This window comes from Patescibacteria group bacterium, from assembly GCA_018897295.1.
GTDB lineage: Bacteria > Patescibacteriota > Minisyncoccia > RBG-13-40-8-A > RBG-13-40-8-A > JAHILA01.
The window spans coordinates 1-22,667 of sequence record JAHILA010000013.1 but is presented as its reverse complement, the minus strand read 5'-3'; the positions used below and the strand labels follow the sequence as shown (position 1 = coordinate 22,667).

The window sequence follows — 22,667 nt, the reverse complement described above, 5'->3', positions numbered from 1 at the left end:
TATTCTTAAAATAGAATTAACCATATTATTATGAATATAAAACAATTAAGTAAATTTTTAGTGAAAGCGAAAATTAACACTTATACTTCAAGTGGCGAAGGTGGAGAAAAACTTCTTCTCGATGGAAGCAAAGAATTTGAGTTTAAAGAAGGAGGATTAAAATACAGAGATAGATATTTCGGGTTAAATTTTTTCGTTGGCGAGGAAATTGTTTGGGAAGGTGGAAAAACAATTTGGGGTATGAATTATTACGGAAAAATTATCTCTCAAATCGTCTCCCCAGGGCAAATTTATCAATTTCTTAAAGAGACGTTGAGAGGAATTTCAGAAAACAAACCATTCAGAGGACCCTACAGATTTAAAAAAGATAATTTTAAATATTTTAATAAAACAAAGGGAACAGTAGAAAAATTTGAAGGAGAGGAAACGATTTTTCATAAAAGAAGGTTGGTATATAAATTGATTTATCACGGCGGAATAATAAAAGAAAAATAACTTTTGAATTTTTTATAGATAAAACAAAAACCCCTCTTGCGAGGGGGTTTTTGTTAAATTTTCGAAAATTTAAGCAACTGACTATGAAAGATGTTTTGAAACAAGCTTTGTCATTTCGAACATATTGACGGTTTTCTTTCCGCCAAACACTGCTTTCAGATTTTCGTCAGCATTAATATTGCGTCTGTCGGTTTTGTCTTGAAGATCGTGCTTCTTGATATATACCCAAAGCTTTTTCACAACTTCGGATCTCGGCATTGGACCATTACCAACGACTTCAGCTAAAGCCGCGCTGACTTTCAACGGCTTCATAAACGCTGAGTTTGCTTTTTGTGCCATATGTTTTTTAATTATTAATTATTATCTCTGCTTTAATTATAGTCCCTATACAGGGGTTTGTAAAGGATTGTAAAGGATTGTAAAGCCCTGTGGCCAAATCATTGACACGATAATTGTTCTATGATAGTATATATTTGTCCAAGCTAGAGCTGAAAGTGAAACATAGTCGAGTTTAAATACTGCAGTAATCTAAGTTTGAGAATTTAATTCGTTAACCTATATTTATGGAAGGAACTATCAAAAGACTCACAGATCGTGGGTTTGGCTTCGTCACTTATGAAGGAGCTGAAAAAGATCTCTTTTTTCATTCAAACGAACTTAAGAACGCCAAATTTGACGAACTTAGGGAAGGTGACAAGGTAACGTTTGACATAGCCGAAAGTCCGAAAGGACCTAACGCTACAAACGTTAACAAGGTGTAAAAGAATAAAGAAGATTTCCAAAAATCGGTCCGATGAACATCGGGCCGATTTTTGATTGATTATTGACCGGTTTTAAGCTAAAATTAGAGTATGAAAAGTTTTTTAAATCCATTGGCCGACAGAATGAGGCCGGAAAAACTAGAGGACTTTCTCGGGCAGGAAGAAATTCTTGGTAAAGATAAATTACTGAAAAAGGCAATTGAACTTGACCAATTGCCTTCAATTATTTTCTGGGGGCCGCCGGGAAGCGGAAAAACAACCTTGGCTTATATTGTTGCCAAGAAGACAAAATCTGATTTTAAAAAAATCAGCGCTGTTGATACTGGTTTGAAAGAATTGAAAGAAATCGTGGAAATCGCAAAGCAGAACCAGAGATTTGGCAAAAAAACTATTTTATTTATTGATGAAATCCATCGCTGGAACAAAAAACAGCAGGACGCCTTATTACCTGACGTTGAAAAGGGATTGATTGTTTTAATCGGCGCAACAACAGAAAATCCCAGTTTTGAAGTTGTCGGCTCTTTATTGTCACGCTGCCGGGTTTTTGTTTTAAAGCAATTAACAAAAGAGCATTTAATTAAAATTATCAATAAAGCAATTAAAGATAAGGAAAAGGGGCTGGGGTATTTAAAACTTAAGATAGACAAGAAAGTGATTGAAGTTCTGGCGCAGATGAGCAATGGCGATGCGCGAACTGCTTTAAATGCACTGGAATACGCTTCGTCTTTGTCAAAAAATATTACTTTAGAAAATATTAAAGAAGCTTTTCAGAAATCGTATCTGCTTTACGATAAAAATGGGGATGAACATTACAATATTATTTCTGCTTTGCATAAATCAATGCGTGGGTCGGATGCGAATGCTGCGCTTTACTGGCTAACAAGAATGCTGGAAGCAGGGGAGGATCCTTTGTATGTTGCGCGCAGAGTAATTAGGTTTGCTTCAGAAGATATCGGATTGGAAAATTCGCGCGCTCTAGAGCAGGCAGTAAGCGCTTATAATGCCTGTCATTATATCGGTATGCCGGAATGCGGTGTGATTCTTGCGCAGGTAGTTGTTTATATGGCAAAGTGCAAAAAGTCCAATGAATTGTATATTGCTTATGAAAAAGCAATGGCTGATGTTAAAGAATATGGAAATTTGTCTGTGCCACTGCATATCCGCAACGCGCCGACAAAATTAATGAAGGATTTAAATTACGGTAAGAATTATAAATATTCCCCTGATTTTAATTATAAAGAAAAGCAGGACTATTTGCCGGAAAAATTAAAAAACAAAAAGTATTTGAAATAATATGTCATTATCAATTGGAATTGTGGGGTTGCCGAATGTGGGAAAATCGACTTTATTCCAGGCAATCACCAAAAAACAAGTAGATTGCGCAAATTATCCTTTTTGTACCATTGACCCGAACATTGGCGTTGTTGCTGTGCCTGACGAGCGAGTTGATAAACTGGCTGACTTAACCCATTCAAAGAAAAAAATTTATACCACAGTCCAGTTTGTGGATATTGCGGGCTTGGTCAAAGGCGCAAGTCAAGGCGAGGGGCTGGGCAATAAGTTCTTGGCAAATATTAGAGAAGTTGATGCTGTTGTTTATGTTTTACGCTGTTTTAAGAATGAAAAAATCATTAATCCCAGGAATAAAATCGACCCAATAGAAGACAAGGAAATTTTAGATACAGAAATGGCTTTAAAAGATTTGGAGACAGTGGATAAAATTTTAGAAAAAATAGGAAAACCCGCCGCAAGCGCTTCGCGCAAGCAGGCGGGCCCGTCAAAATGCGGAGCTTTTGTCGGGGAGCAGGAAGCAATGAAAAAAGCCAAAGAATTATTAAAAACAGGAAAGGTTTTAAGTGAAGCAGAATGGAACGAGGATGAAGAAAGAATATTGCAAAGCTGCCAGCTTTTGACTATGAAAAAAAGATTATATTTGCTCAATGGCGTTGAAGAAGAAATTCCTGCGGAAATAATCCAGAGTTTTAAAGAAAAAGATTGGCCGTATATTATAATTGATATTTTAAGCGAATTCGGAGCAGGGGATTTAACTATTAATGAAAGGAAGACGCTTGGGTTGCCGGAATTATCCAAATTGGATGAATTAATCAAGGAAGCGTATAAATTATTGGATTTGATAACCTTTCTCACAACAGGCGAAGATGAAACCCGCGCATGGACCATGAAAATGGGCAATACTGCGCCGCAAGCGGGCGGAGCAATCCATACTGATTTTGAAAGATGCTTTATTAAAGCCGAAGTTATTGACTGGAAGGACTTGTTAAATGCGCACGGATTTGCCAGTGCGCGCGAAAAAGGATTAATCCGCACAGAAGGCAAGGGATATATTGTAAAAGACGGCGACGTAATAGAAATAAAAAGCAACGCTTAAAGGTCGAATTTCATTTAATAAATTAATTTTAAACCAAATTCATAATCCTATGACAAAATGGAAAATATTAGTTCCTATTGTTATTATAGTTTTAGTAATAGTTATTTTCGGAATCAATGAGTTTAACTTAATTAACAATGGGGATAATTCGGCAAAAATACAGGATGTTTCAAAAGAAATGCTGCCTATTCCGGCGACAACCGGAAATGTTGATGATATTATTGATGCAATTCTGACTTTTTCCGATAATGAAGAAATACTAATGAACGAAGAAACTGCTGATATCAATTTGATTACAGCAGACAGCCAGGAGATTAATGATTTTGGTCAATCCTACAATGAAAACGAATTTTAGAAAGATTTCAATCAGCATATTAGTAATGCTATTAGCAGTGTCATTTTTGTTGCCTGTATTATCTATGGCTAAAAGTGATAATGCTGGCGGGAAAAACAAAGGAGTGTTTTGTTCAAGAATAGAAAATTGGATTGAAAGGGTTGATCAGAATCTCGCCAAAAATCAGGAGAGATTAACAAATAGGCAAGAAGAGAGATTGCAAAACTTAGAGAAAAGAAGATTGCAAAGAGAAGAAAAACTGGCAGAACACAGGGAGAAATGGGAGCAAAACAGAGAGGAGCAGTATACTAAATTAGAAGAAAAAGCGCAGACAGACGCGCAAAAGCAGGCAGTGCTTGAATTTAAGCAGGCAGTGGAAGCTGCAATATCTGCGCGTAAGACAGCTGTTGATGCGGCAATCTCTACTTTTAGAACTGGATTAGACCAGTTAATCAATAATCGCAAAACAGCAACAGAAAATGCCAGGAACGCTTATCGCAATGCTTATCAAGTGGCTGTGCAAAAAGCCAAAGACGATTGCGCTGCAGGAGTTGACGCCAATCAAATAAGAACGACTTTTATGGCAGAATTAAAAGCAGGAAAAGATAAATACAACAGCGACAGGCAAGCGATTGAGAAAATCAGCACCAAAACACTGGTTGAAACCAGGCAGGATGCATTCAAAAAAGCACTGAATGATTTTAAAGCAGCAATACAGGCAGCAAAAGACGAATTAAGAGCTGCTTTTCCGACAACAGAAGAGTAAGAAAAGTAAATAAATGACCCCGCAGCTGCGGGACCCATTTTTATTTCTTTAAAATTTTGTTATAATTAAAAATAGTAGGTATTAAGTATTTTAATTTATGCCCCGTAGTGAATTTCCGACTGTTGCGGGGCAACAAATAAATTTTAATTAGTCGGAAATCTACTACGGGGTATGGTTATCAAAAAAATAATAATCAAAAACAATAAGAACAATAAAAAAACGGATTATAATATCCTGGATAAGAAAGAATTGGGCGCCTTGATGAAAAAAGAGCCGAAAAGATTTAAATATCTAGCAGAAGGCGGATATTATATTAATTTACAGGATTTAAACTTGAAACCGATTGATGGAATTGATTTGGAAAAAACCGCGCATCTGGCAAAAATTATCAGGGCGCTGGCTTTTTGCGCCATTGACAGCATCAAGTCAGGGCATCCTGGAGGTTCTTCTTCAAAAGTAGAACAAATCTTGTCTTTGCTTTTGTCTGGTGATTTTACTTTTGACCCATTGGATCCGAACAGTCCGGGCCGGGACAGGATTGTTTGGGCAGCAGGCCATTGTACGCCATTGTTCCATTCAACATTATCCCTAATTTATGAATCATTAAAAAGAAAAGGCGGAGAATTTGATATTAAAAAACTGGATGCTTTTTATCCGAGCTGTTTGGTGCGTTTCAGGCATTGCGGTGGACCGAGTGGGCACGTTGAAGCGAATTATCCTTTGTCAGATATGTCTACTGGTTCTTCTGGACATGGTTTGTCTGCTGCTTTGGGGCTAGCAACCCTGCAGAAATCAAATGGTCTGGATACTAAAGTTTTTGTTCTGGCCGGAGATGCGGAAACAGAAGAGGGAATGAGTTATGAAGCGCGAAACTTGACCCAAGCATTAGGCATGGATAATTTAGTTGTCAGTTTAGATTTAAATAAATTCGGGATTGATGGGCCAATTACCGAGGTGATTAATTCGCCGTATTTAAATCATTGGTTCGGGTCCGGCTGGAATATTATTGAGGTTGATGGGCATAATATTACAGAATTGATTTATGCTTATAGAAAAGCGTTTCAGGGATTTGACAATAAAAAAGCAACAGTGATTATTTGCCACACGATTAAAGGTAAAGATTACGGGAAATTGGAAGATACTGCTGATTCTCATGGCATGCCATTGCCGCACGAGGAATATGTGCAAGCAATGAAAAAACTGGGATTTGATGTGCCGGGAATTGAAGGCGAACAAATAAAAGATATTGAAGCAGTGCTTTCAAAATTAACCGCAGAATACGTCGATTATCTCACTGGACGATTGGAAATCGGCGCCAAAAAACAAAAAACAGAACAAGAATTACTGGAACAGATGAAAAAAGCGCTTGGGAACCGCCCGATTGCTGATTATAAATCAGTGAAAAGGCCTGATGCGTTGCCTGCGGAATTGGTTTTTGAGCAGGGCAAAGCTATTGCCACAAGAAAAGCAACAGAAGCGTTTTTTAAATGGCTGATGTCCCAGACAGCGTTTTTCTATCTCGGTTCCGGAGATTTGGCAAAATCGATTTTAACCAGCGCCGCAGAAAATGTTTTTGGAATTATCAATAAAGAAAATCCATTAGGCAGAGGAATCAGGTTTGGAATTGCTGAGCAGAATATGGCAATGATGTCTTGCGCATTAACTCAGGATATTTTGCCAGGAGGATTCCAGGCAATGAGCGTTTTTGCAACTTACGGAGTATTTACATCAATTATGAGCAATCCAGTAAGAATGGCCTTGATAAACAATGCTGTGTATGAAGAAGTCAACCAGAAATTCAAAGGATTCTTTATTATGCTGGCTGCGCACGACGGTCCGGAAACAGGCGAAGACGGCCCAACTCATCATGGATTATTCTGGATGTCGCTATTTATGGCTTATCCCGGAATTAAGGTTTACAAACCATTAGACGCCAATGAAACTATTGAAATGCTGTTTTATGCATTGGAAAAAGGCGAACCTATTGCTTTGTCAATAATGAGGCCGAATACTCTTGTATTCAAGCGCGAAAACGGAGTACCGCCGGCTCGAGAAGCAATTAATGGCGCATATGTATTCAAGAATTATTCCGAGAATGGAAAAAAGAAAATTGTTCTGGCGATTTCTGGAGGCCAGATTTTGGCAAATGTCCTGGAGATTCTGCCGGACATAGAAGTAAATAATGATGTTAAAATTTTGGCTGTTACTTCGCCGGAATTATTCGAGGAATTAAGGCAGACGAATCCGGAAAAAGCCAATGCAATATTTCCTGATGAAGACAGGCAGAGAGTGATAACGCTGCATAATGGCTGGCCCGGATTTTTAAATGCGTTTGTCCTGCCCAAAGATTATGAAAAGAAAATAATCGGCATTAATAAATTCCTTAAATCAGGCCCGCCGTCCGAGGTTTATCAATATGCCAAATTCGATCCGCAGGGACTTAAAGAAAAAATCCTAAAAGCATTAGAGTAAATAATTATGGAATCGCTTTTTTTGCATCATTTTATATCTCTTGGTTTGTGGATTTATATTCTGATTTTTATCGGAATGATAATAGAGGGGGAAGCATTTTTGTTCGCCTCTATTTATTTGGCGCATCTTGAATATTTAAACTTGAACGTCTTAATCGCGGTTGTATTAGCAGGAATAATTTTCAGCGATTTCTTTTGGTATTTTCTGGGAGGACACCTTGAAAAAAAATCCAAATTTGCCAAAAAATGGATGGGTAAAATATCGATGGCACTAGATAGAAGATTACAAAACAACACAGGGAGTACAATTTTTATAATGAGATTTACTTTAATTTATCACGGCGTATTAATGCGCGCCGGGGCATTAAAGATTCCGCTTATGTCTTATTTAAAAACCATCATTGTTTCCTCGGTTGCTTGGGTTTCTTTAATTGGCGGCATTGCTTATTTCTCTTCCGCATATCTTGATTTGTTTAAAAAATATCTTAAATACGGGGAAACAGCTTTACTTATCGGGATTATAATTTTTCTTTTTATAAGCCACTTAATTTCCAAATACGCAAGAAAAGGGATTGAAAACAATAATGTATCGTAAAAATTTAAAAGATGAATATTATACGCGGAAATCCCGGGAGGAAAATTATCCTGCCCGGTCAGTTTATAAACTTCAGGAAATTGATGAAAAATTTAAAATTTTCAAAACAGGGGATTGTGTTTTAGATTTGGGTTGCGCTCCGGGGTCATGGCTTTTGTATATTGCGGAAAAAGTTGGCGATAAAGGCAAAGCTATTGGGACAGATATTATAGATTTAAAAATCAAACTTCCTGAAAACGCAGAATTTATTAAATCAGATATAATAGATTTTAATATTGATAAGACCTTTGATATTGTTGTTTCTGATGTTGCGCCCCATACTTCCGGAGAACATTTTGTCGATGCGGAAAATTCATTAGAGTGTTGCGAAAGGGTGCTGGAGATTATGAAGAACAATTTAAAAGCAGGAGGGAATTTTGTCTGCAAGATTTTAGAAGGCGAGGGGACTGGTAATTTTTTCCAGAAAATAAAAAAGAGTTTTGAGTCCGCAAAAATCTACAAGCCAAAGGCCTCGCGCAAAGAGAGTCGGGAAACTTATATTATTGGTAAGAATTATGGAACCAATTGAATACAAAAAAGGTTATAAAAATTTTCTTGGCTGTAAGATTGATTTAAGGTTTCGCCCATTTATTCCAAGAAAAGAAACAGAATTTTGGGTCAAGAAAGTTATTAAAAACAACTTGTCCCGAGCGAAGTCGAGGGAGAAATTTGTTTGCCTTGATATTTTTTCCGGCTCCGGATGTATTGGCATTGCAATTCTGAAACACACTAAAAATTCGCAAATGGTTTTTGTTGAGATTGATAAAAATCTTATCAAACAAATCAAACTCAATTTAAAAATTAATAAAGTTTCAGTAAATAAATATAAAATAATCCAGTCGGATATTTTTGAGAAAATTAAAGGGAGGTTTGATTATATCTTTGCCAATCCTCCATATGTGCCGTTGAGAAATAAGCACATAGTCCAGCAGTCAGTATTGAATTACGAGCCATTGAATGCTGTTTTTGGCGGAGAAGATGGATTATTACTAATCAGAAAATTTCTAAAAGACGCGTGGAAATACCTTAAAAAAGGCGGAAAAATCTATATGGAGTTCGATCATTTACAAAAAAGAGAGCTGGAAAAACTTTTGGAAAAATTAAATTATAAAAATTATAAAATCTGCAAAGACCAGTTTAAAAAATATCGCTGGTTGATTGCTAAATAAATTTTTTTAAATTATTATTAAAATAATTATGAATAATCTAAATAATGAAAAAACTAAAAAAGATTTTACTCCCAAAAATTTTTTATTTGTTTCTTTTGAAAGTTTAAGCGGCGATTTAGCATGGAAAATAAAAAATGAAGGCCACGAGGTTAAGATATATATAAAATCAGAAGGCGATAAAGATGTTTATGAAGGATTTCTTGAAAAAGTTGACAATTGGCAGGAATATAAAGATTGGGCTGATGTAATTGTTTTTGACGATGTGGGATTCGGAAATATTGCTGACTCTTTAAGAAAAGAAGGGAAACTTGTTGTTGGCGGAAGTAAATATACGGATAAACTTGAAGAAGACAGGGAATTCGGGCAGGATGAAATAAAAAAAGCCGGACTGAGTATTCTTCCGCATTGGGATTTTACCGATTTTAATTCAGCAATAGAATTTATCAAATCAAACCCCGGGAGGTATGTTTTTAAACCGTCTGGGTTTATTAGTTCTGATTTAAAAGGAGTTCTGTTTTTGGGCCAGGAAGATGATGGCAAGGATTTAATTGAAATTTTGGAACAAAATAAAAAAGCATGGGCAAAAAAAATAAAAACATTTCAAATCCAGAAAATGGCTGTCGGTGTTGAGGTAGCTGTCGGCGCTTTTTTCAACGGAGAAGATTTTATTTACCCTATAAATATTAATTTTGAGCACAAGAAGCTTTTCCCCGGAGATATAGGGCCGTATACTGGAGAAATGGGAACGCTGATGTATTGGTCAGAGCCGAATGAAATTTTTAATATGACTTTGGCCAAAATAAAAGAAGAGCTGAGAAAATCTGGATATATTGGATATGTAGACTTGAATTGTATTGCTAATCAAAAAGGCATCTTTCCTCTTGAATTTACTTGCCGTTTTGGATATCCCACTATTAGTATTCAAATGGAAGGTATTACTTCTGAAATGGGCGAGTTCCTTTATACAATTGCCAAAAAAGAAAAATTCGAGTTAAAAACAAAAAAAGGATTTCAGGTAGGTATTGTAGTCGCAGTTCCGCCATATCCTTATGAAGATAAAAATGAAACTTTTATTTACAGGGATTTATCAATTCTTTTCAGAAAGCCGAATTTGGACGGCGTTCATTTAGGGGATGTGAAACTAATAAATAATGTTTGGTGCGTTGCTGGCGAAACAGGATATGTTTTAATTGTTACTGGTTCAGGGAACACAGTCGAAGAGACAAGAAAGCAGGCTTATAATAGAATCAAAAATATAATGCTCCAAAATATGTATTACAGGACAGACATCGGTTTAAAATGGTATCAGGATTCTGATAAGCTTCAGACCTGGGGTTATTTCAAATAAATGGATATCAAAAGAACCGCCTTAAGAAATCTAAAGAATACTTATTGTAGATTAAAAATATCCCCGCACCACGGCGTGGGGGTTTTTGCTATCCGCGATATTCCAAAAAACTTCAATCCTTTTAAAGGATTAAAAAGACAGAAATGGGCGGAGATAAGCATTGACGATTTGAAGCATTTAGAAAAAGATGTGATAAAAATGATAGATGATTTTTATGTTATTGAAAAAAATGGTAAAATTGAAGTGAATGAAGACGGACTTAATGGGATGAATATTTCGTTTTTCTTTAATGATTCCAAAACGCCAAATGTAAAAAGAGTCAAGGGCGGTCATGAAGTCATCACATTAAGAAAAATAAAGAAAAATAAAGAATTGACCTTAGCATACAGCACTTTCGATTATAAATATAATTAATTGATTAAGATTCAATTATGAGGAGGTTAAAATGAAAAAAGTCGTTCTTTTACTTGTTCTTTTGATTGTCTTTTCCCCTTGCTATGCTGATTTTTATAGCTTTGTAGAGAAAATCTACATTACCTCGAATGTCGCTGATTACGTCTCTACCACTTATCTTCTTCAAAAGTACCCGACCCGGATAGAAGAATCAAATCCGTTTATGAAATCTATTGCAAAAAATCCCTACCTTTTTGCTTTAGTGAAAGGCGGATCGACATTCCTTGTTGTCAAATCGCTGCGGAACCTAAAAGAGGATAATAAAACTCTTGCCACAGTATTATTGTGTGTTTTTACAACGGCGATAACTTATATCTCTGCAAGAAATGTGAGCATCGGGATACGAATCCAAAAAAGATGAAGCACGAAGGGAATTTAAGGGGAAGCGTTAATGATATTGAGTCTTTAATGCTTCCCTTTTATATTTATAGCAGGGAGGTCTAAGCTAAATGAATTCTAATCAATTTGAAGTATCAAAAGTGTTACCTATGTGGTCATCTTGTACAAGTATCAAAAGTGTCACCTATGTGGTCATCTTGTACAGGGGGTTGACAAGGTTTTTTTATCTGCTATAATAATCAAGATTAGTCTTTATAGATTAATCTTGTTTTTTTGAAAATTAAATAATATAAGGAGGAAAACATGAAAACCGTAAAACCGGAAGATTTAAGGATTAGGTTTGCAGAAAACCACGAAAACAAACAAGGATATCAATGTTACATTAAAAGAGTAATTCTTTTAATATTGTTGTTGATTTGCGTTTCTTTTTTGGTTTTGAGGTATGTAAACCAAAAGCACATCCAAATTCAATCCACAATTCAGAAGGCAGAAACAGAACTTGAGTTAGCGCTAAAAACAGGTATTTACTCTAAAATGGTAAAAGTAGAGGGAGAACCGATTAAAAGAAAACTCGTGCTCCCTAATGACAAATCCGGGCTCAGAAAATTAATACTGGGCCGGAGTAAAATACTGGTAAACAAAAACGATGTGATTGGCGCTCAAGTTGATCGTGTAAATCGCGACTGGTACGGCAAGGAAATTGATAAACTTCCCTCAGAAACACCCAAAAAAGAGGAGCTTATTACTTATCACGAAGGCGCAAGGATAAAAGACATCCTAGATATAACTGATGCAAAATTACGTATGCTTACAAACACAATTGTACGTAAGTATAATAATGCATGGTTTGCGCCCGACGAGAATGGAATTTTTAAGTATGAGGTTCTAAAGGACAAGGTTCTGTATCCAACCTCTACGGTGAAAAAGAATGTTGGGTTGCTTAGGGATACTCACGGAATCTCTTCTATTGTTCATCAGGCAGTTCACGAAAAGGCCACATTAATAGTAGGATGCGGCGATACGCCTTCAAAAATGCAGGCAGCCGTACATTTAGCTGGTCTCGGAATCAATGTCTACTTCCCTTGTGATAGGTATGTCGGAGAAATTATAGGATATGTAGGATATGAAGGAAGTGGTGTGCTTATTGGTACTGCCCCTGTAAAGAAAGGAGTTTTCGGGGCAATTATCGGAGATCAACCAGTAGAAATTGAGTTGGACGAGAAAATAGTGGTTGAAGACACAAACCAATCTTATCCCATTCAGTATTACGATGCGCCGAGAAGGTATTTCGAAGAACTTCAGAAAATCAGTGGCATAAATTTTAATTTAATAATCGTCAAGGTTAGCGAATTAAAAGAAGGCCGCAAGATTATATCTGTTGCCAGAGAAGAAGACGCGCGTGTTGTGGCTATTCGTGTGGCTTATGAAGAAGATTATCTTGTTGTAAAGAATTGGCTCTTGGAATCGGATAAAAATCGGGCCATATTGTTTCACTCGGCTCCATACGAACCTGGTTATAGATTGTTCAGAGAGTTTCCAAAACAAACAAGTTTCGGAGACCCAAAACCAATTTTCGAGTGAGAAAGAGGGTTTATCCCTCTTTCTCACCTTGCTTATAAACTGATACTGAAAATTTCCAAAAGGAGGAAATCAACATGAAAAGAATGATTTTGATTGTTTTTTGTTTTTTTGTGGTTACTTTGTTTTTGAGCCAACCTTTATTCTCCCAAGAGAAAAAGGATGAAGCAAAGGACAAGAAAGTGAGCCAATGGCTGATCGAGAACTGGACAGGAATCTATTACCACGGCAAAGGAACTCCTTACATGGCAAACAAAGAGATTGTGGTCGCTATGAACGATCTTAACGTCGGGTTCAATCTGTTCATGGACAAGGAAAAATTCCTGGGTCCGTTCTACAGGAACAGAGTCACGTATGAGCCCAAAAGAGGTCTTCCATGGTTCAATATCGTGGAAAACGCGTTTGGTGTGAGGTGGCGGCCGGGTTTTTTCCAGTTCGGAATTGAAATTGCAAATGTCCGTTATCTGCCATCTGCTCGTTTTACGAATGTCGGAGACCAGGGCTGGGATTTTATCACAGAAGATGCGAATGAGTATACTGCGTTTCGGGCATTCGGAAGCTTTTGGGATGACTGGAGAGTGGGAGACTGGCTCCAAGGCGAAGAATGGGGACAGATTTACTACCATGGACGTGGTACAGACAAACAGCCAAACTATATTGACTACAACAATGTAATCTTTTACACCACCGCGGAAGTTGATTTAAATCTGATACGATTTGCGAAAGAAAAAGCCGAAGCAGGAGAAAGAAGCAAGTCCATGATCCAAGTCATTGGAAAAATCAATGGCGCTTACGACACGAAACAGTATCCGTGGAACAATTACTATGAAGGCGGTCTTGGTCTGCAGTTCAGGTACAGCAGTTTCAGGATCGGCGTGGAGCATATCTGGGGAAATTTCCACAAAAATGCCCAATTCCACAACATTGGTGGTTATGGCTGGGATATGAATCCCGAACGACCTTATCGCACATGGAGAATTTTTGCCAATCTTTGGCTGTCCTATCAACGAGACAGATAAAAAGAGACGAAAATGGAAACACCTTATTTCCCTTTATCTCCGGTTACTCTCACGCACACAGTTTTGTCATTTTTTGTCAAAAAGAATGGCTATAGGTTAATTAACCCGAAGGAAAAGATTGGAGTTCTTATCACTGTTTATAACGAAGGAAGTGGTATCAAGGAAACGCTTAGCGCGGTATTAAGACAAACTCTTCTGCCTAGCATAATCGTAGTATCTGAACATGGTTCAACTGACAAAACGATGCAGAGTATTCAAGATTATCTTTGGGCCTATAAGTACAACATCATCTCTGCGAGTTCTCAAAATCCGTGTTTTGAAGAGATAATCCTCTATAAAAACACTATTAAACCACCAACATTATTGGCAGTAAGCAAAAAGAGAATGTCCAAGGCCGAAGGAATTAATGCTTTAAAAAATCAAGGGCTTCTTGATTGTGTTGATTGGATAGTAACCATAGATTCAGATACTATTTTGGACGCTCATTTTCTGGAAGAATTCAGAAACAACATGTACAAATTGTGCGTTAGTAGGAAGAGATTGGTTATTACCCAAAACACCATTCTTGGCGCAGTAGTTATGCCTAAGAAAAATGGCCATTCTGGGTTTGTAGAAAAATTCATCGCGCGAGCCAGAACAGCAGAATACTCTTTTGGTCAGATACTTGTCAGGACAGGACAGAACTTTACGGCATTGTATGTAGCGCCTGGTTGTGGTTTCATGTGCAGGACAAAAGAGTATTATTTTCCCAACAAGACGGTGACGGAAGATCTAGAGTTGACACTATCTGTTCAAAGCAACTCTGGAGAATTTAGAGTAGCCAAGCAAAGAATCATTGAATTCGGCAGGGAACTTAAAGATTTTGAGGTGTCAGTCGTTCGTAAAAACAAGGAAATATGGAGAATGCCGTTTGATCGATTTGTCTGGTTATTCTATAAAAAAGGAGGACAAAGAATTACCTTTAGGCACAACAGAGCCTTCTTTGTAAAGAAGGCGATAATGTACACACAGGAACCTACTAATTTGAAGTCCCTCGCCAAACAACTTGATCGTTGGACAAGAGGTTTTCACCAAGTGATGGCTCTTAAATCAAAACAGTTTCGCAAAAGAACGAGGGTCACATGGACGGTGTATGGCGCAAAATATGAGGGATTATTTAGTAGTTTAATTTATCTTGGTATTCCTTTGTTCCTGATTACGTATTTGTTGTTTGGGTTTGGGCTCAAGCCAAAATACTTTGCCACTTTTTTCTTAGTAGATTTTGTTATCCAATATTGTTTGGTAACAATAGCTATTAATAAAAAGTTACGCATAGAAAGAAGCGATAAAGCTTTTTTAAAAGCTGTTAAAGAATCTATGCTTAACATGTTGCCGTGGTATTTTCTACGGGCAATGAATTCGGTACAGTTCTTGAAAACGTTTGTCGGAACAATCATTGATACAAAATTTAAGGGGATTCGAGATTGGTCCAAGAACGCAATTTGGGAACGCCCGAAAGAGATTCAATAAAAAGGAGGAAAAAAGAATTTCAGGGGGTGCCAGAACTGGCACCCCCATTTTTTTTATTTTAAATTTCTGCTAAAATATAAATATGCCCCGTAGTGAATTCTCGACTGCTGCAGGGCAGCAAGATAATTTTAATTAGTCGAGAATCTACTACGGTGTATGGATTTATACTTGTTTGAAAAAATCAACGGACTGGTTTTTGAATCAAAAGCACTGGATTATATCGGGATGTTTTTGGCTGATTTTTACCAGTATATTATAGGAGCTGTTATTATAATTCTTTTATTATGGAAGAAAAACCGTTTAATGGTTTTGTCAGTTACAATTTCTGTTTTTCTTTCCCGTCTTGTGATTGCGGAAATCATAAAAACCATTGTCCAACGTGCTCGGCCGTATATGGTGTTGGAAACAGCAAATAAAATAATTGCGGAAAATGCCGATTTTAAATCAATGCCATCAGGCCACGCGGCAATATTTTTTGCCCTGGCAACGGCAATTTATTTTTTCAATAAAAAATTAGGGGTATTCTTTTTTGTGAGCGCGATTTTAATTTCTCTCGCCCGCGTTTTCTGCGGAGTCCATTGGCCATCGGATATTCTAGTCGGAGCGATAATTGGTATTATTTCAGGGATAATAGTTGGAAAAATAATAAAAAAATATAAAACTAAAAAAATAATTCTTGACTTTTGAAAATCGATTTTATATAATAAATATGCTCGTATTTGGTAATAGGAGCCAGAAATGAGCGAATGTCGCAATTATAGTGGTTGCTTTTTGTCAGTTTCAAATCTGCTTCTGAATGACAAATCAGAGGAGAGATAAGAGGAGCGTCTTCCACTTTAATATTTGTTTTCACTATCGCTCTGTGAAAACATACGTGCGATGTTCGCTCTTTTTTGATACATTTATGATATAATTAACTATATGTTATCAAAAGAAAAAATTGAACAATTTAGAAAACAAATTGAGGGCGATATTTTGACGCAAAGATATTGGCGTGAGGTTTATGCGACCGATGCGAGCATTTATAAATTTGTTCCAGAGCTGATTGTTTTGCCAAAAACAAAACAGGATATACAAAAGACAATTAAATTCGCCAAAGAAAACAAAATCGGCATTACTTGCAGAACAGCAGGAACATCCGTTGCAGGTGCAGCAGTTGGCCCGGGAATTATTCTTGATTTTACAAGATATTTCGACAAAATATTGGAAATTATTCCCCCTTCGACAAGCTCAGGGCAAGTCGCTTTTGTTCGTACACAGCCCGCAGTAATTTATGATGATTTACAAGCAAAGCTTGCTGAAAAGGGATTATTTTTGCCGCCTGTGCCGGCTTCCTCAAGAGCTTGTATGATTGGGGGCAATGTAGCAACTAAGGCCTGCGGCGGAGGCGCGGTAAAATATGGAACTCTTGATGATTTTATGCTGGCAATTGAATTTATTGATGCTGACGGCGATATTGTTAATACTGAAACCGGACAAGGAGTTGAAAAATTCAAAGAAAAACTGGAAGCTCTGCGGAAAAAGATTTTAAATGACAAAAAATCAATGGCAATCATCAACCGCAAGGCTGATGTGCAGAATGCTTCCACTTATAATATTTTTGCTTTTGATAAATATGCTGATACTAATGAATTGATTGCACATCTGATGATGGGGAGCATCGGCACTTTGGGTATTTTTACGGAAATTAAATTAAAAGTTATAGAAAAGCCTGCCTCGTTGGCAGGCGGGCCTGTTTCCTGGGCAGTGTTTCTGGCTGACTTATATCAGATTGATAATTTTATCAAGGAAGTTAAGCGACTTGGTTGTTCTGGGGTTGAGTTAGTTGATAAGGTTTCGCTGGAGCTTGCTTCAAGCTGTTTTCCGATGTTGGGACTTTCTAAACAAGCAGAAGCGATGTTTATTGTACAGTTTGACGAAAAAATAGAAGCAACATTAAAGGAGTTTGAAAATTCATTAAAGAATTTTAAACTGGTCGGCGAGGTTATTAAGGATGCGGAAAAAATGGCAAAAATCTGGGAATTAAGAAAATGCTTATTACCTTTGACTGCAAAATTTTCTCCGACTACCAAGCCACTGGTTTCTATTGATGATGTCGGAGTAAGAATAAAAGACCTTCCTGATTTAATAAAAGATTTGAGGCAGATATTTAAGGATTTGAATATCCAGGTCACTTTATACGGGCACGCAGGCACAGGCACGATTCATATTGATCCGGTAATTGAAGCAACAAGCAAGAAACACGTGAAAATAATCAAGAAAATTGCGGATAAAGTTTATGCTGCGGTCTTTAAATATGACGGTACAATTGCCACAGAGCATGGCGGAGGTAGATGTAGAAGTATGTATTTGAAAAAAGAATGGGGTAGAAAGATACTAAAATATCTTAAAGAAATCAAGAAAATCTTTGACTCTGATGATATTCTTAATCCTGAAACAATGTTCAGCAAGGCAAAGATTTATGATAATATAAAAATTCCAATGAAACCGCTGGGGCTAGAAGAATGGTCTTGTATGGAATGTGCTTATTGCCAGAATAAATGTCCTGCTTGGATTACTGCGAAAAAAGGCGAGACAGGGCCAAAACAATTCAAAAATTTAATTAGGTACAGAGTTTTGGAAGTTAAAGAAGGTGATCCGGAAATCCCTGCCATAGAGGGGCAAATCAAAAAGTGTGTTCTTTGCGGAAACTGCACCAAAACCTGCGAAACTATTGTTGGCGCAAAACTAAAAGAGTTCAATGAGAATTATCGCAATGATTTGACAGGGAAATAATATCCTGTTATAGTTAATATATCAAATAAGCCAAAAAAGGAGGAGTAATGAAATTTATAAGTTTTTTGCCGCTCGTAACAGGGAGTTTTATCTTTCTTGCTGGTTTTTTAAACATCATCTGGCAGCTGGAGATTCTCCTGAAGATTTCAGTTTTTGCTTATTTAATCAGCATTTCGGTGTTTTTCTTAGGGTTATATCTCGGAAAATCCGAATCGCTGGAAAAAAGCGAACAGGTTTCCTGAACCGCAAAGCGGGGGAGAGGTAAAAACCTCAACCCCGCTATTTTTATTTAAATTCAATTAACGTTCACTTAAGCTACGATCGTAGCTTAAGTTGACGTGATAACATAATAATTTATATTTCTGATTTATATCTTTGTCTGATATATTTTATTCTGGCTTTGGAAGTAGAGGATTCTATCTGAAGCATTATAAATTATTTGTGGCTTGTCAGTAGTAATGAAATTTACAGTATTGCGCGGAAAGTGGCTGTCGAGTTCAGTAATTAAAATCGTGTTATCGGTTGCAACAATTAAATGCTCATCGGTTTCGGGCATCCAGATTACGTCATTGATTTTTACGTTGAAATCAATCTTATCCAAATCTCCTTTTTGGCGCAAAATTGAGTTATTACTGACATCGTCCAGCCACAAAATCTCAACTGATTTGTCTTTTTGGCAGAGCAGTTTTTTATTGTCGCTGGAGAGAATCCATTTTCCTTGATTAAAACTCGGAAATACCTGCTCAAAAAACTCCGCTGATTTTAAGGTAGTTAAATCCAGTTCGAAAATCTGGCCAGTTAGGTTATCCAAATATAAAATACCGTTTTTATAAACCACAAAATTGAGTACGTTTTTGGCCAGAGTTTTTGAGGTTTTTGTTTCATTAAGATCTTTATTGGCGATGAAATAAGGATTTGTTTCCTTTTTTTCAAACAGAGAATATTCCGCGCTTTCTGTAGCCACTAATGAGATTTTAGGATTAGACGACACAAGTAGAATATTATTGGCTTTTGCCACCAGATTAGGTTCAACAGTTAATTCCTTGTGCCAAGGATGAAAATCCGTCTTTGTTATTTCAATATCGTATATTTTGGGCGGCAATCGCCTGATAAGTTTGGTGGTTTTTCCTTTCGGGTTGTCATTAATATAAATGTTAGCTCCTGACGGCGCTGATTTTAGATAAATTCCGCCCGTAGCGACAATGGTCTTTTTCTCCCAGTCAAAAGTATAGCCCAGGGCATAAAAAATAATCAGCGGGACGAAAACAATAAATATCAGCACAAAGAAATAAAAAATAATTCTGCGTGTTCTTCGAGTCATAATCTTAATTTAGCACTTTTAAAAATTATTGCCAAGACGAATAAAATAGGGTAAGATGTAATTATGTTTGTGAGAAAAATTGGCATAGATCTAGGTACGGCCAATACTTTGGTTTATATTCCTCAAAAAGGGATAGTGATTAATGAACCTTCTGTGGTTGCTGTATCCATTGAAGATAACCGGGTTCTGGCAGTGGGCAATGAAGCCAAGGAAATGATTGGGAAAACACCTGAAACTATTGTCGCTTACCGTCCATTAAAAGACGGCGTGATTGCTGACTACCGGGTCACCCAAGCAATGTTGTCCTATTTTATCAATAAAGCAGGAGGTAGATTTAGGATATTCAAGCCGGAAGTTATGGTCTCTATTCCAGCAGGTATAACTTCTACTGAAAGAAGAGCAGTAATTGAAGCAACTCTCCACGCAGGAGCCAAGACAGCCTATGTTGCCAAAGAACCGATTCTGGCAGCTATTGGCGCTGGAATCCCGATTAATTCGCCTGCAGGCAATATGATTGTTGATATTGGCGGAGGTACGTCAGAAGTGGCGATTATTTCTTTAGGGGGAATCGTTGCTTGGTCTTCAGTCAGAGTAGCAGGAGATAAGATTGATAAAGCGATTGCCGACTATATCAAGAAAAAATACAACCTGGCTATCGGCGAAAGAACCGCCGAACAAATTAAAATTCAAATTGGCAGCGCTATTCCTAATCCTGAACGCGGAAACTTAAAAATAAAAGGCAGGGACTTGATAGAAGGCCTGCCGAAAACAATTGAATTTACCAACAAAGAAGTGGTTGAGGCGATTTCAGGAGAATTGAAAGAAATCGTCAGGGTGATCAAAAGCGTTTTACAGGTTACCCCGCCGGAATTGGCTGCTGATGTCATAGATAGAGGAATGTTTTTATCCGGTGGCGGGGCATTATTATCTAATATTGATGATTTGATTTCTAAAGCAACTGGCGTTTCTTGCTATGTTGTTGGCGACCCGTTGCTTAGCGTTGTTAAAGGAACAGGTATTATTTTAGAAAATCTGGAAGTTTATAAACGAAGCATAATGTCAAAAAAATGAAAATCGGGATTGCTGTAAATATTTCATTAGAACGTCGGACTGGTGTTGAGGAATATGTTTACAATTTATTGACGAATTTTCCGATGCTTGAAGAATCCAAAAAGCATCGGATTTTAATATATTCTCCTGATAATTTAAAATGGCCATTCAAAAAACTTTGGACCCAGATAAGATTAAGCTGGGAGATGTTTAAAAATCCTCCCGATGTCTTGTTTGTGCCAGCGCATACTTTTCCATTAATCCATCCAAGGTTGGTTATTACTATTCAGGGGCTGGAATTTGAGAAACTGCCGAAAATGTATCCATTTTTTAAAAGATTATTTTTGCGCTGGATGACAAAAAGAAATGTCAAAAAAGCAGACAGGATAATTGTTCCGTCTCAAAATACGAAAGATGATTTAATTGAATTTTATCATGCCGATACAAGCAAGATTTTTGTAATTCATCACGGCGTCGGAAACCCCTTGCCCGCCGAAGCGCAAAGCGCGAAGGAGGGGCAGGCCGAAATATTAAATACTCCATACTTACTATATCTCGGCAGGGGAGACCAAAGAAAAAATATTCAGGGTTTAATTAAAGCGTTTAAAATTTTAAAACAAGATCATCAAATCCCGCATAAATTAATTTTAGCCGGACCGAATATTGGTTACAAAATTTATAAAAATTTAAAAGATGATGTTATTTGTACTGGCTATGTTGATGATAATAAAAAATGGTCTTTATTAAAAAATGCTGATGTCTTTATCTTTCCGTCTTTTTACGAAGGATTTGGGATTCCGGTTTTGGAAGCGCAGAAAGTCGGAACGCCGGTAGTTGCTGCGAGCACTTCAAGTTTCTCCGAGATTTTAGGAGACCACCGCCGTGGCGGGGCAAGTAGCGCACTACTGGTAAATCCGTATCGCCCAACAGAAATCGCAGAGGCAATCCATAAAATTATCCGCAATCAGAATTTCAGCGATGAATTAATTAAAAGAGGTTATGAAAATGTTCAGCGTTTTTCTTGGTCCAAATGCACTAAAGAAACACTGGAAATAATTACTAATGTCTAAAATTGCGATAATACATGATTATTTGGCTTCTTACGGCGGGGCGGAAAAAACTTTTAAAATTTTGTCCGATATTTTTCCCGATGCCGAGCTTTATACATTGTTTTACCTTCCGGACATTAAACAAAAATTATTTCCAATCAAGCGAGTGCATACTTCGTTTTTGCAGAAATTTCCTAAATTCATGCGCAAGCACTATCAATGGCTTTTGCCATTATTGCCGATTGCTACCGAGACCGTTGACTTGCGCGATTTCGATATAGTAATTTCCTCCAGTCATTCTTGGGTTAAAGGAATTATTACCCGTCCCAAAACCACGCATATCTGTTATTGTTATAGTCCGACCAGGTATTTATGGGACAAATCAAGAAAGAATTTCTTGTTGCATTATTTCAGAATGTGGGACAGACAGGCATCAGAACGGGTGGATGAATTCATTGCCTGTTCAAAGGCAATACAAGAGAGAATCAAGAAATACTACAAAAGAGATTCCGTGGTGATATACCCGCCCGCAACGCCAGCAAGCTGGCTTGCTTGGCGGGCGGGCCCGCCCATTCAATCTCGGGGTGAATTTTACTTAATCGTCTCTCAATTACGCAAATACAAACGCATTGATTTAGCAATTGAAGCTTTCAATAAATTAGGATTGGAATTAATGATTATCGGCACTGGACCAGAAAAAAGATTTTTACAGAGCATAGCCAAAAAAAATATAAAATTTTTAGGATGGCAGCCGGATGAGGTCGTGAATAAGTATTACCAAAATTGCACAGCTTTTATTTTTCCATCAGAAGATGATTTCGGTATAGCGCCGGTTGAGGCAATGTTTTTCGGCAAGCCGGTTTTGGCTTTCAGGTCAGGAGGGGCGATTGAAACAATCATCGAAGGCAAAACAGGGGAGTTTTTCGATTATCAAAATCCAGCAGTTTTGGCAGATGGCATCCGCAGGCTGCGTTTAAAAAATTACGACTCGAAATTTATCGCCGCACATGTCCAGAAATTCAGCAGAGAGAAATTTGAAAAAGAAATAAAAGAGTATATAGATAAAGTGCATAAGGTCATTAACATATTGCACTCTATGAGGCCTAAGTAGATTTAGGATTTCATGGAGTTTTTTAATCATATTCATTGTAAGTATACGGGTATCAAAGGATTTGTAGATTTATACAATTATGCTTTAAGATATCGG

The 22,667-nt window shown here is 37.2% G+C and carries 23 protein-coding genes; 21 read left to right on the top strand and 2 right to left on the bottom strand.

Going from position 1 to position 22,667, the window contains the following annotated elements:
* Positions 1-30 precede the first annotated feature (30 nt).
* Positions 31-495: an XRE family transcriptional regulator gene (locus tag KKI21_01800; GenBank protein MBU4284938.1), complete on the top strand. Its 465-nt coding sequence runs from the start codon at positions 31-33 to the stop codon at positions 493-495.
* Between the two features lie 81 nt (positions 496-576).
* Here the strand turns inward: KKI21_01800 and KKI21_01795 are convergent, their stop codons facing one another.
* Positions 577-834, bottom strand: a complete 258-nt coding sequence (locus KKI21_01795) for an SWIB/MDM2 domain-containing protein (GenBank protein MBU4284937.1) — start codon at positions 832-834, stop codon at positions 577-579.
* 224 nt (positions 835-1,058) lie between these two features.
* Between KKI21_01795 and KKI21_01790 the strand changes: the two genes are divergently transcribed.
* The 17 genes from KKI21_01790 (at position 1,059) to KKI21_01710 (ending at position 18,040) form a co-directional block, all read left to right on the top strand.
* On the top strand, positions 1,059-1,256 hold the full coding sequence (locus KKI21_01790; GenBank protein MBU4284936.1) for a cold shock domain-containing protein: 198 nt from the start codon (positions 1,059-1,061) through the stop codon (positions 1,254-1,256).
* Positions 1,257-1,346: 90 nt separating this feature from the next.
* Positions 1,347-2,549: a replication-associated recombination protein A gene (locus KKI21_01785; GenBank protein ID MBU4284935.1), complete on the top strand. Its 1,203-nt coding sequence runs from the start codon at positions 1,347-1,349 to the stop codon at positions 2,547-2,549.
* 1 nt (position 2,550) lies between these two features.
* On the top strand, positions 2,551-3,645 hold the full coding sequence (gene ychF, locus KKI21_01780; protein MBU4284934.1) for a redox-regulated ATPase YchF: 1,095 nt from the start codon (positions 2,551-2,553) through the stop codon (positions 3,643-3,645).
* A 49-nt stretch (positions 3,646-3,694) separates the two neighbouring features.
* Positions 3,695-4,000: a hypothetical protein gene (locus KKI21_01775; protein MBU4284933.1), complete on the top strand. Its 306-nt coding sequence runs from the start codon at positions 3,695-3,697 to the stop codon at positions 3,998-4,000.
* 64 nt (positions 4,001-4,064) lie between these two features.
* Positions 4,065-4,745 (top strand): hypothetical protein, encoded by a 681-nt coding sequence (locus tag KKI21_01770; protein MBU4284932.1) that lies wholly within the window; start codon positions 4,065-4,067, stop codon positions 4,743-4,745.
* A 171-nt stretch (positions 4,746-4,916) separates the two neighbouring features.
* Positions 4,917-7,217, top strand: coding sequence for a hypothetical protein (locus KKI21_01765; protein ID MBU4284931.1), 2,301 nt, complete (start codon positions 4,917-4,919; stop codon positions 7,215-7,217).
* A gap of 6 nt (positions 7,218-7,223) precedes the next feature.
* Entirely contained in the window at positions 7,224-7,811 is a 588-nt protein-coding gene (locus KKI21_01760) for a hypothetical protein (GenBank protein ID MBU4284930.1), read from the top strand.
* A complete protein-coding gene (locus KKI21_01755; protein ID MBU4284929.1) occupies positions 7,801-8,379 on the top strand; it encodes an RlmE family RNA methyltransferase in 579 nt (192 codons plus the stop codon). Before KKI21_01760 ends, KKI21_01755 begins: the two co-directional genes overlap by 11 nt.
* Complete coding sequence (locus KKI21_01750; GenBank protein ID MBU4284928.1) at positions 8,366-9,019, top strand: HemK family protein methyltransferase; 654 nt, start codon at positions 8,366-8,368, stop codon at positions 9,017-9,019. The genes KKI21_01755 and KKI21_01750 overlap by 14 nt, the downstream gene beginning before the upstream one ends.
* 28 nt (positions 9,020-9,047) lie before the next feature.
* Positions 9,048-10,367: a phosphoribosylamine--glycine ligase gene (locus KKI21_01745; protein ID MBU4284927.1), complete on the top strand. Its 1,320-nt coding sequence runs from the start codon at positions 9,048-9,050 to the stop codon at positions 10,365-10,367.
* Complete coding sequence (locus KKI21_01740) at positions 10,368-10,781, top strand: SET domain-containing protein (protein MBU4284926.1); 414 nt, start codon at positions 10,368-10,370, stop codon at positions 10,779-10,781.
* 31 nt (positions 10,782-10,812) lie between these two features.
* On the top strand, positions 10,813-11,181 hold the full coding sequence (locus tag KKI21_01735; GenBank protein ID MBU4284925.1) for a hypothetical protein: 369 nt from the start codon (positions 10,813-10,815) through the stop codon (positions 11,179-11,181).
* A 281-nt stretch (positions 11,182-11,462) separates the two neighbouring features.
* A complete protein-coding gene (locus tag KKI21_01730) occupies positions 11,463-12,740 on the top strand; it encodes a hypothetical protein (protein ID MBU4284924.1) in 1,278 nt (425 codons plus the stop codon).
* A gap of 74 nt (positions 12,741-12,814) precedes the next feature.
* Complete coding sequence (locus tag KKI21_01725; protein MBU4284923.1) at positions 12,815-13,756, top strand: hypothetical protein; 942 nt, start codon at positions 12,815-12,817, stop codon at positions 13,754-13,756.
* A 12-nt stretch (positions 13,757-13,768) separates the two neighbouring features.
* Complete coding sequence (locus tag KKI21_01720) at positions 13,769-15,265, top strand: hypothetical protein (GenBank protein MBU4284922.1); 1,497 nt, start codon at positions 13,769-13,771, stop codon at positions 15,263-15,265.
* Positions 15,266-15,421: 156 nt separating this feature from the next.
* A complete protein-coding gene (locus KKI21_01715; protein MBU4284921.1) occupies positions 15,422-15,952 on the top strand; it encodes a phosphatase PAP2 family protein in 531 nt (176 codons plus the stop codon).
* Between the two features lie 234 nt (positions 15,953-16,186).
* Positions 16,187-18,040, top strand: a complete 1,854-nt coding sequence (locus tag KKI21_01710; GenBank protein MBU4284920.1) for an FAD-binding protein — start codon at positions 16,187-16,189, stop codon at positions 18,038-18,040.
* A 367-nt stretch (positions 18,041-18,407) separates the two neighbouring features.
* On the opposite strand, the gene KKI21_01705 is transcribed toward KKI21_01710, so the two are convergent.
* On the bottom strand, positions 18,408-19,361 hold the full coding sequence (locus KKI21_01705) for a PEGA domain-containing protein (GenBank protein ID MBU4284919.1): 954 nt from the start codon (positions 19,359-19,361) through the stop codon (positions 18,408-18,410).
* A gap of 63 nt (positions 19,362-19,424) precedes the next feature.
* Here KKI21_01705 and KKI21_01700 point away from each other — a divergent pair, with 63 nt between their 5' ends.
* From KKI21_01700 to KKI21_01690, 3 genes are read left to right on the top strand one after another with little or no spacing between them, the layout of a single operon-like run.
* Positions 19,425-20,432, top strand: coding sequence for a rod shape-determining protein (locus KKI21_01700; GenBank protein ID MBU4284918.1), 1,008 nt, complete (start codon positions 19,425-19,427; stop codon positions 20,430-20,432).
* Positions 20,429-21,481, top strand: a complete 1,053-nt coding sequence (locus KKI21_01695; GenBank protein MBU4284917.1) for a glycosyltransferase family 4 protein — start codon at positions 20,429-20,431, stop codon at positions 21,479-21,481. Before KKI21_01700 ends, KKI21_01695 begins: the two co-directional genes overlap by 4 nt.
* Positions 21,474-22,571, top strand: coding sequence for a glycosyltransferase (locus KKI21_01690; protein MBU4284916.1), 1,098 nt, complete (start codon positions 21,474-21,476; stop codon positions 22,569-22,571). The genes KKI21_01695 and KKI21_01690 overlap by 8 nt, the downstream gene beginning before the upstream one ends.
* The last annotated feature ends 96 nt before the right edge of the window (positions 22,572-22,667 follow it).

Bases quoted from the DNA above. Each gene is read 5' to 3' on its own strand.
- KKI21_01760 (MBU4284930.1), top strand. From the start codon at position 7,224: ATGGAATCGCTTTTTTTGCATCATTTTATATCTCTTGGTTTGTGGATT.
- KKI21_01750 (MBU4284928.1), top strand. From the start codon at position 8,366: ATGGAACCAATTGAATACAAAAAAGGTTATAAAAATTTTCTTGGCTGT.
- KKI21_01735 (MBU4284925.1), top strand. From the start codon at position 10,813: ATGAAAAAAGTCGTTCTTTTACTTGTTCTTTTGATTGTCTTTTCCCCT.
- KKI21_01790 (MBU4284936.1), top strand. From the start codon at position 1,059: ATGGAAGGAACTATCAAAAGACTCACAGATCGTGGGTTTGGCTTCGTC.
- KKI21_01800 (MBU4284938.1), top strand. From the start codon at position 31: ATGAATATAAAACAATTAAGTAAATTTTTAGTGAAAGCGAAAATTAAC.
- KKI21_01745 (MBU4284927.1), top strand. From the start codon at position 9,048: ATGAATAATCTAAATAATGAAAAAACTAAAAAAGATTTTACTCCCAAA.
- KKI21_01720 (MBU4284922.1), top strand. From the start codon at position 13,769: ATGGAAACACCTTATTTCCCTTTATCTCCGGTTACTCTCACGCACACA.
- KKI21_01690 (MBU4284916.1), top strand. From the start codon at position 21,474: ATGTCTAAAATTGCGATAATACATGATTATTTGGCTTCTTACGGCGGG.
- KKI21_01785 (MBU4284935.1), top strand. From the start codon at position 1,347: ATGAAAAGTTTTTTAAATCCATTGGCCGACAGAATGAGGCCGGAAAAA.
- KKI21_01770 (MBU4284932.1), top strand. From the start codon at position 4,065: ATGGCTAAAAGTGATAATGCTGGCGGGAAAAACAAAGGAGTGTTTTGT.
- KKI21_01775 (MBU4284933.1), top strand. From the start codon at position 3,695: ATGACAAAATGGAAAATATTAGTTCCTATTGTTATTATAGTTTTAGTA.
- KKI21_01710 (MBU4284920.1), top strand. From the start codon at position 16,187: ATGTTATCAAAAGAAAAAATTGAACAATTTAGAAAACAAATTGAGGGC.
- ychF (MBU4284934.1), top strand. From the start codon at position 2,551: ATGTCATTATCAATTGGAATTGTGGGGTTGCCGAATGTGGGAAAATCG.
- KKI21_01715 (MBU4284921.1), top strand. From the start codon at position 15,422: ATGGATTTATACTTGTTTGAAAAAATCAACGGACTGGTTTTTGAATCA.
- KKI21_01705 (MBU4284919.1), bottom strand. From the start codon at position 19,361: ATGACTCGAAGAACACGCAGAATTATTTTTTATTTCTTTGTGCTGATA.
- KKI21_01730 (MBU4284924.1), top strand. From the start codon at position 11,463: ATGAAAACCGTAAAACCGGAAGATTTAAGGATTAGGTTTGCAGAAAAC.
- KKI21_01695 (MBU4284917.1), top strand. From the start codon at position 20,429: ATGAAAATCGGGATTGCTGTAAATATTTCATTAGAACGTCGGACTGGT.
- KKI21_01725 (MBU4284923.1), top strand. From the start codon at position 12,815: ATGAAAAGAATGATTTTGATTGTTTTTTGTTTTTTTGTGGTTACTTTG.
- KKI21_01700 (MBU4284918.1), top strand. From the start codon at position 19,425: ATGTTTGTGAGAAAAATTGGCATAGATCTAGGTACGGCCAATACTTTG.
- KKI21_01740 (MBU4284926.1), top strand. From the start codon at position 10,368: ATGGATATCAAAAGAACCGCCTTAAGAAATCTAAAGAATACTTATTGT.
- KKI21_01765 (MBU4284931.1), top strand. From the start codon at position 4,917: ATGGTTATCAAAAAAATAATAATCAAAAACAATAAGAACAATAAAAAA.
- KKI21_01755 (MBU4284929.1), top strand. From the start codon at position 7,801: ATGTATCGTAAAAATTTAAAAGATGAATATTATACGCGGAAATCCCGG.
- KKI21_01795 (MBU4284937.1), bottom strand. From the start codon at position 834: ATGGCACAAAAAGCAAACTCAGCGTTTATGAAGCCGTTGAAAGTCAGC.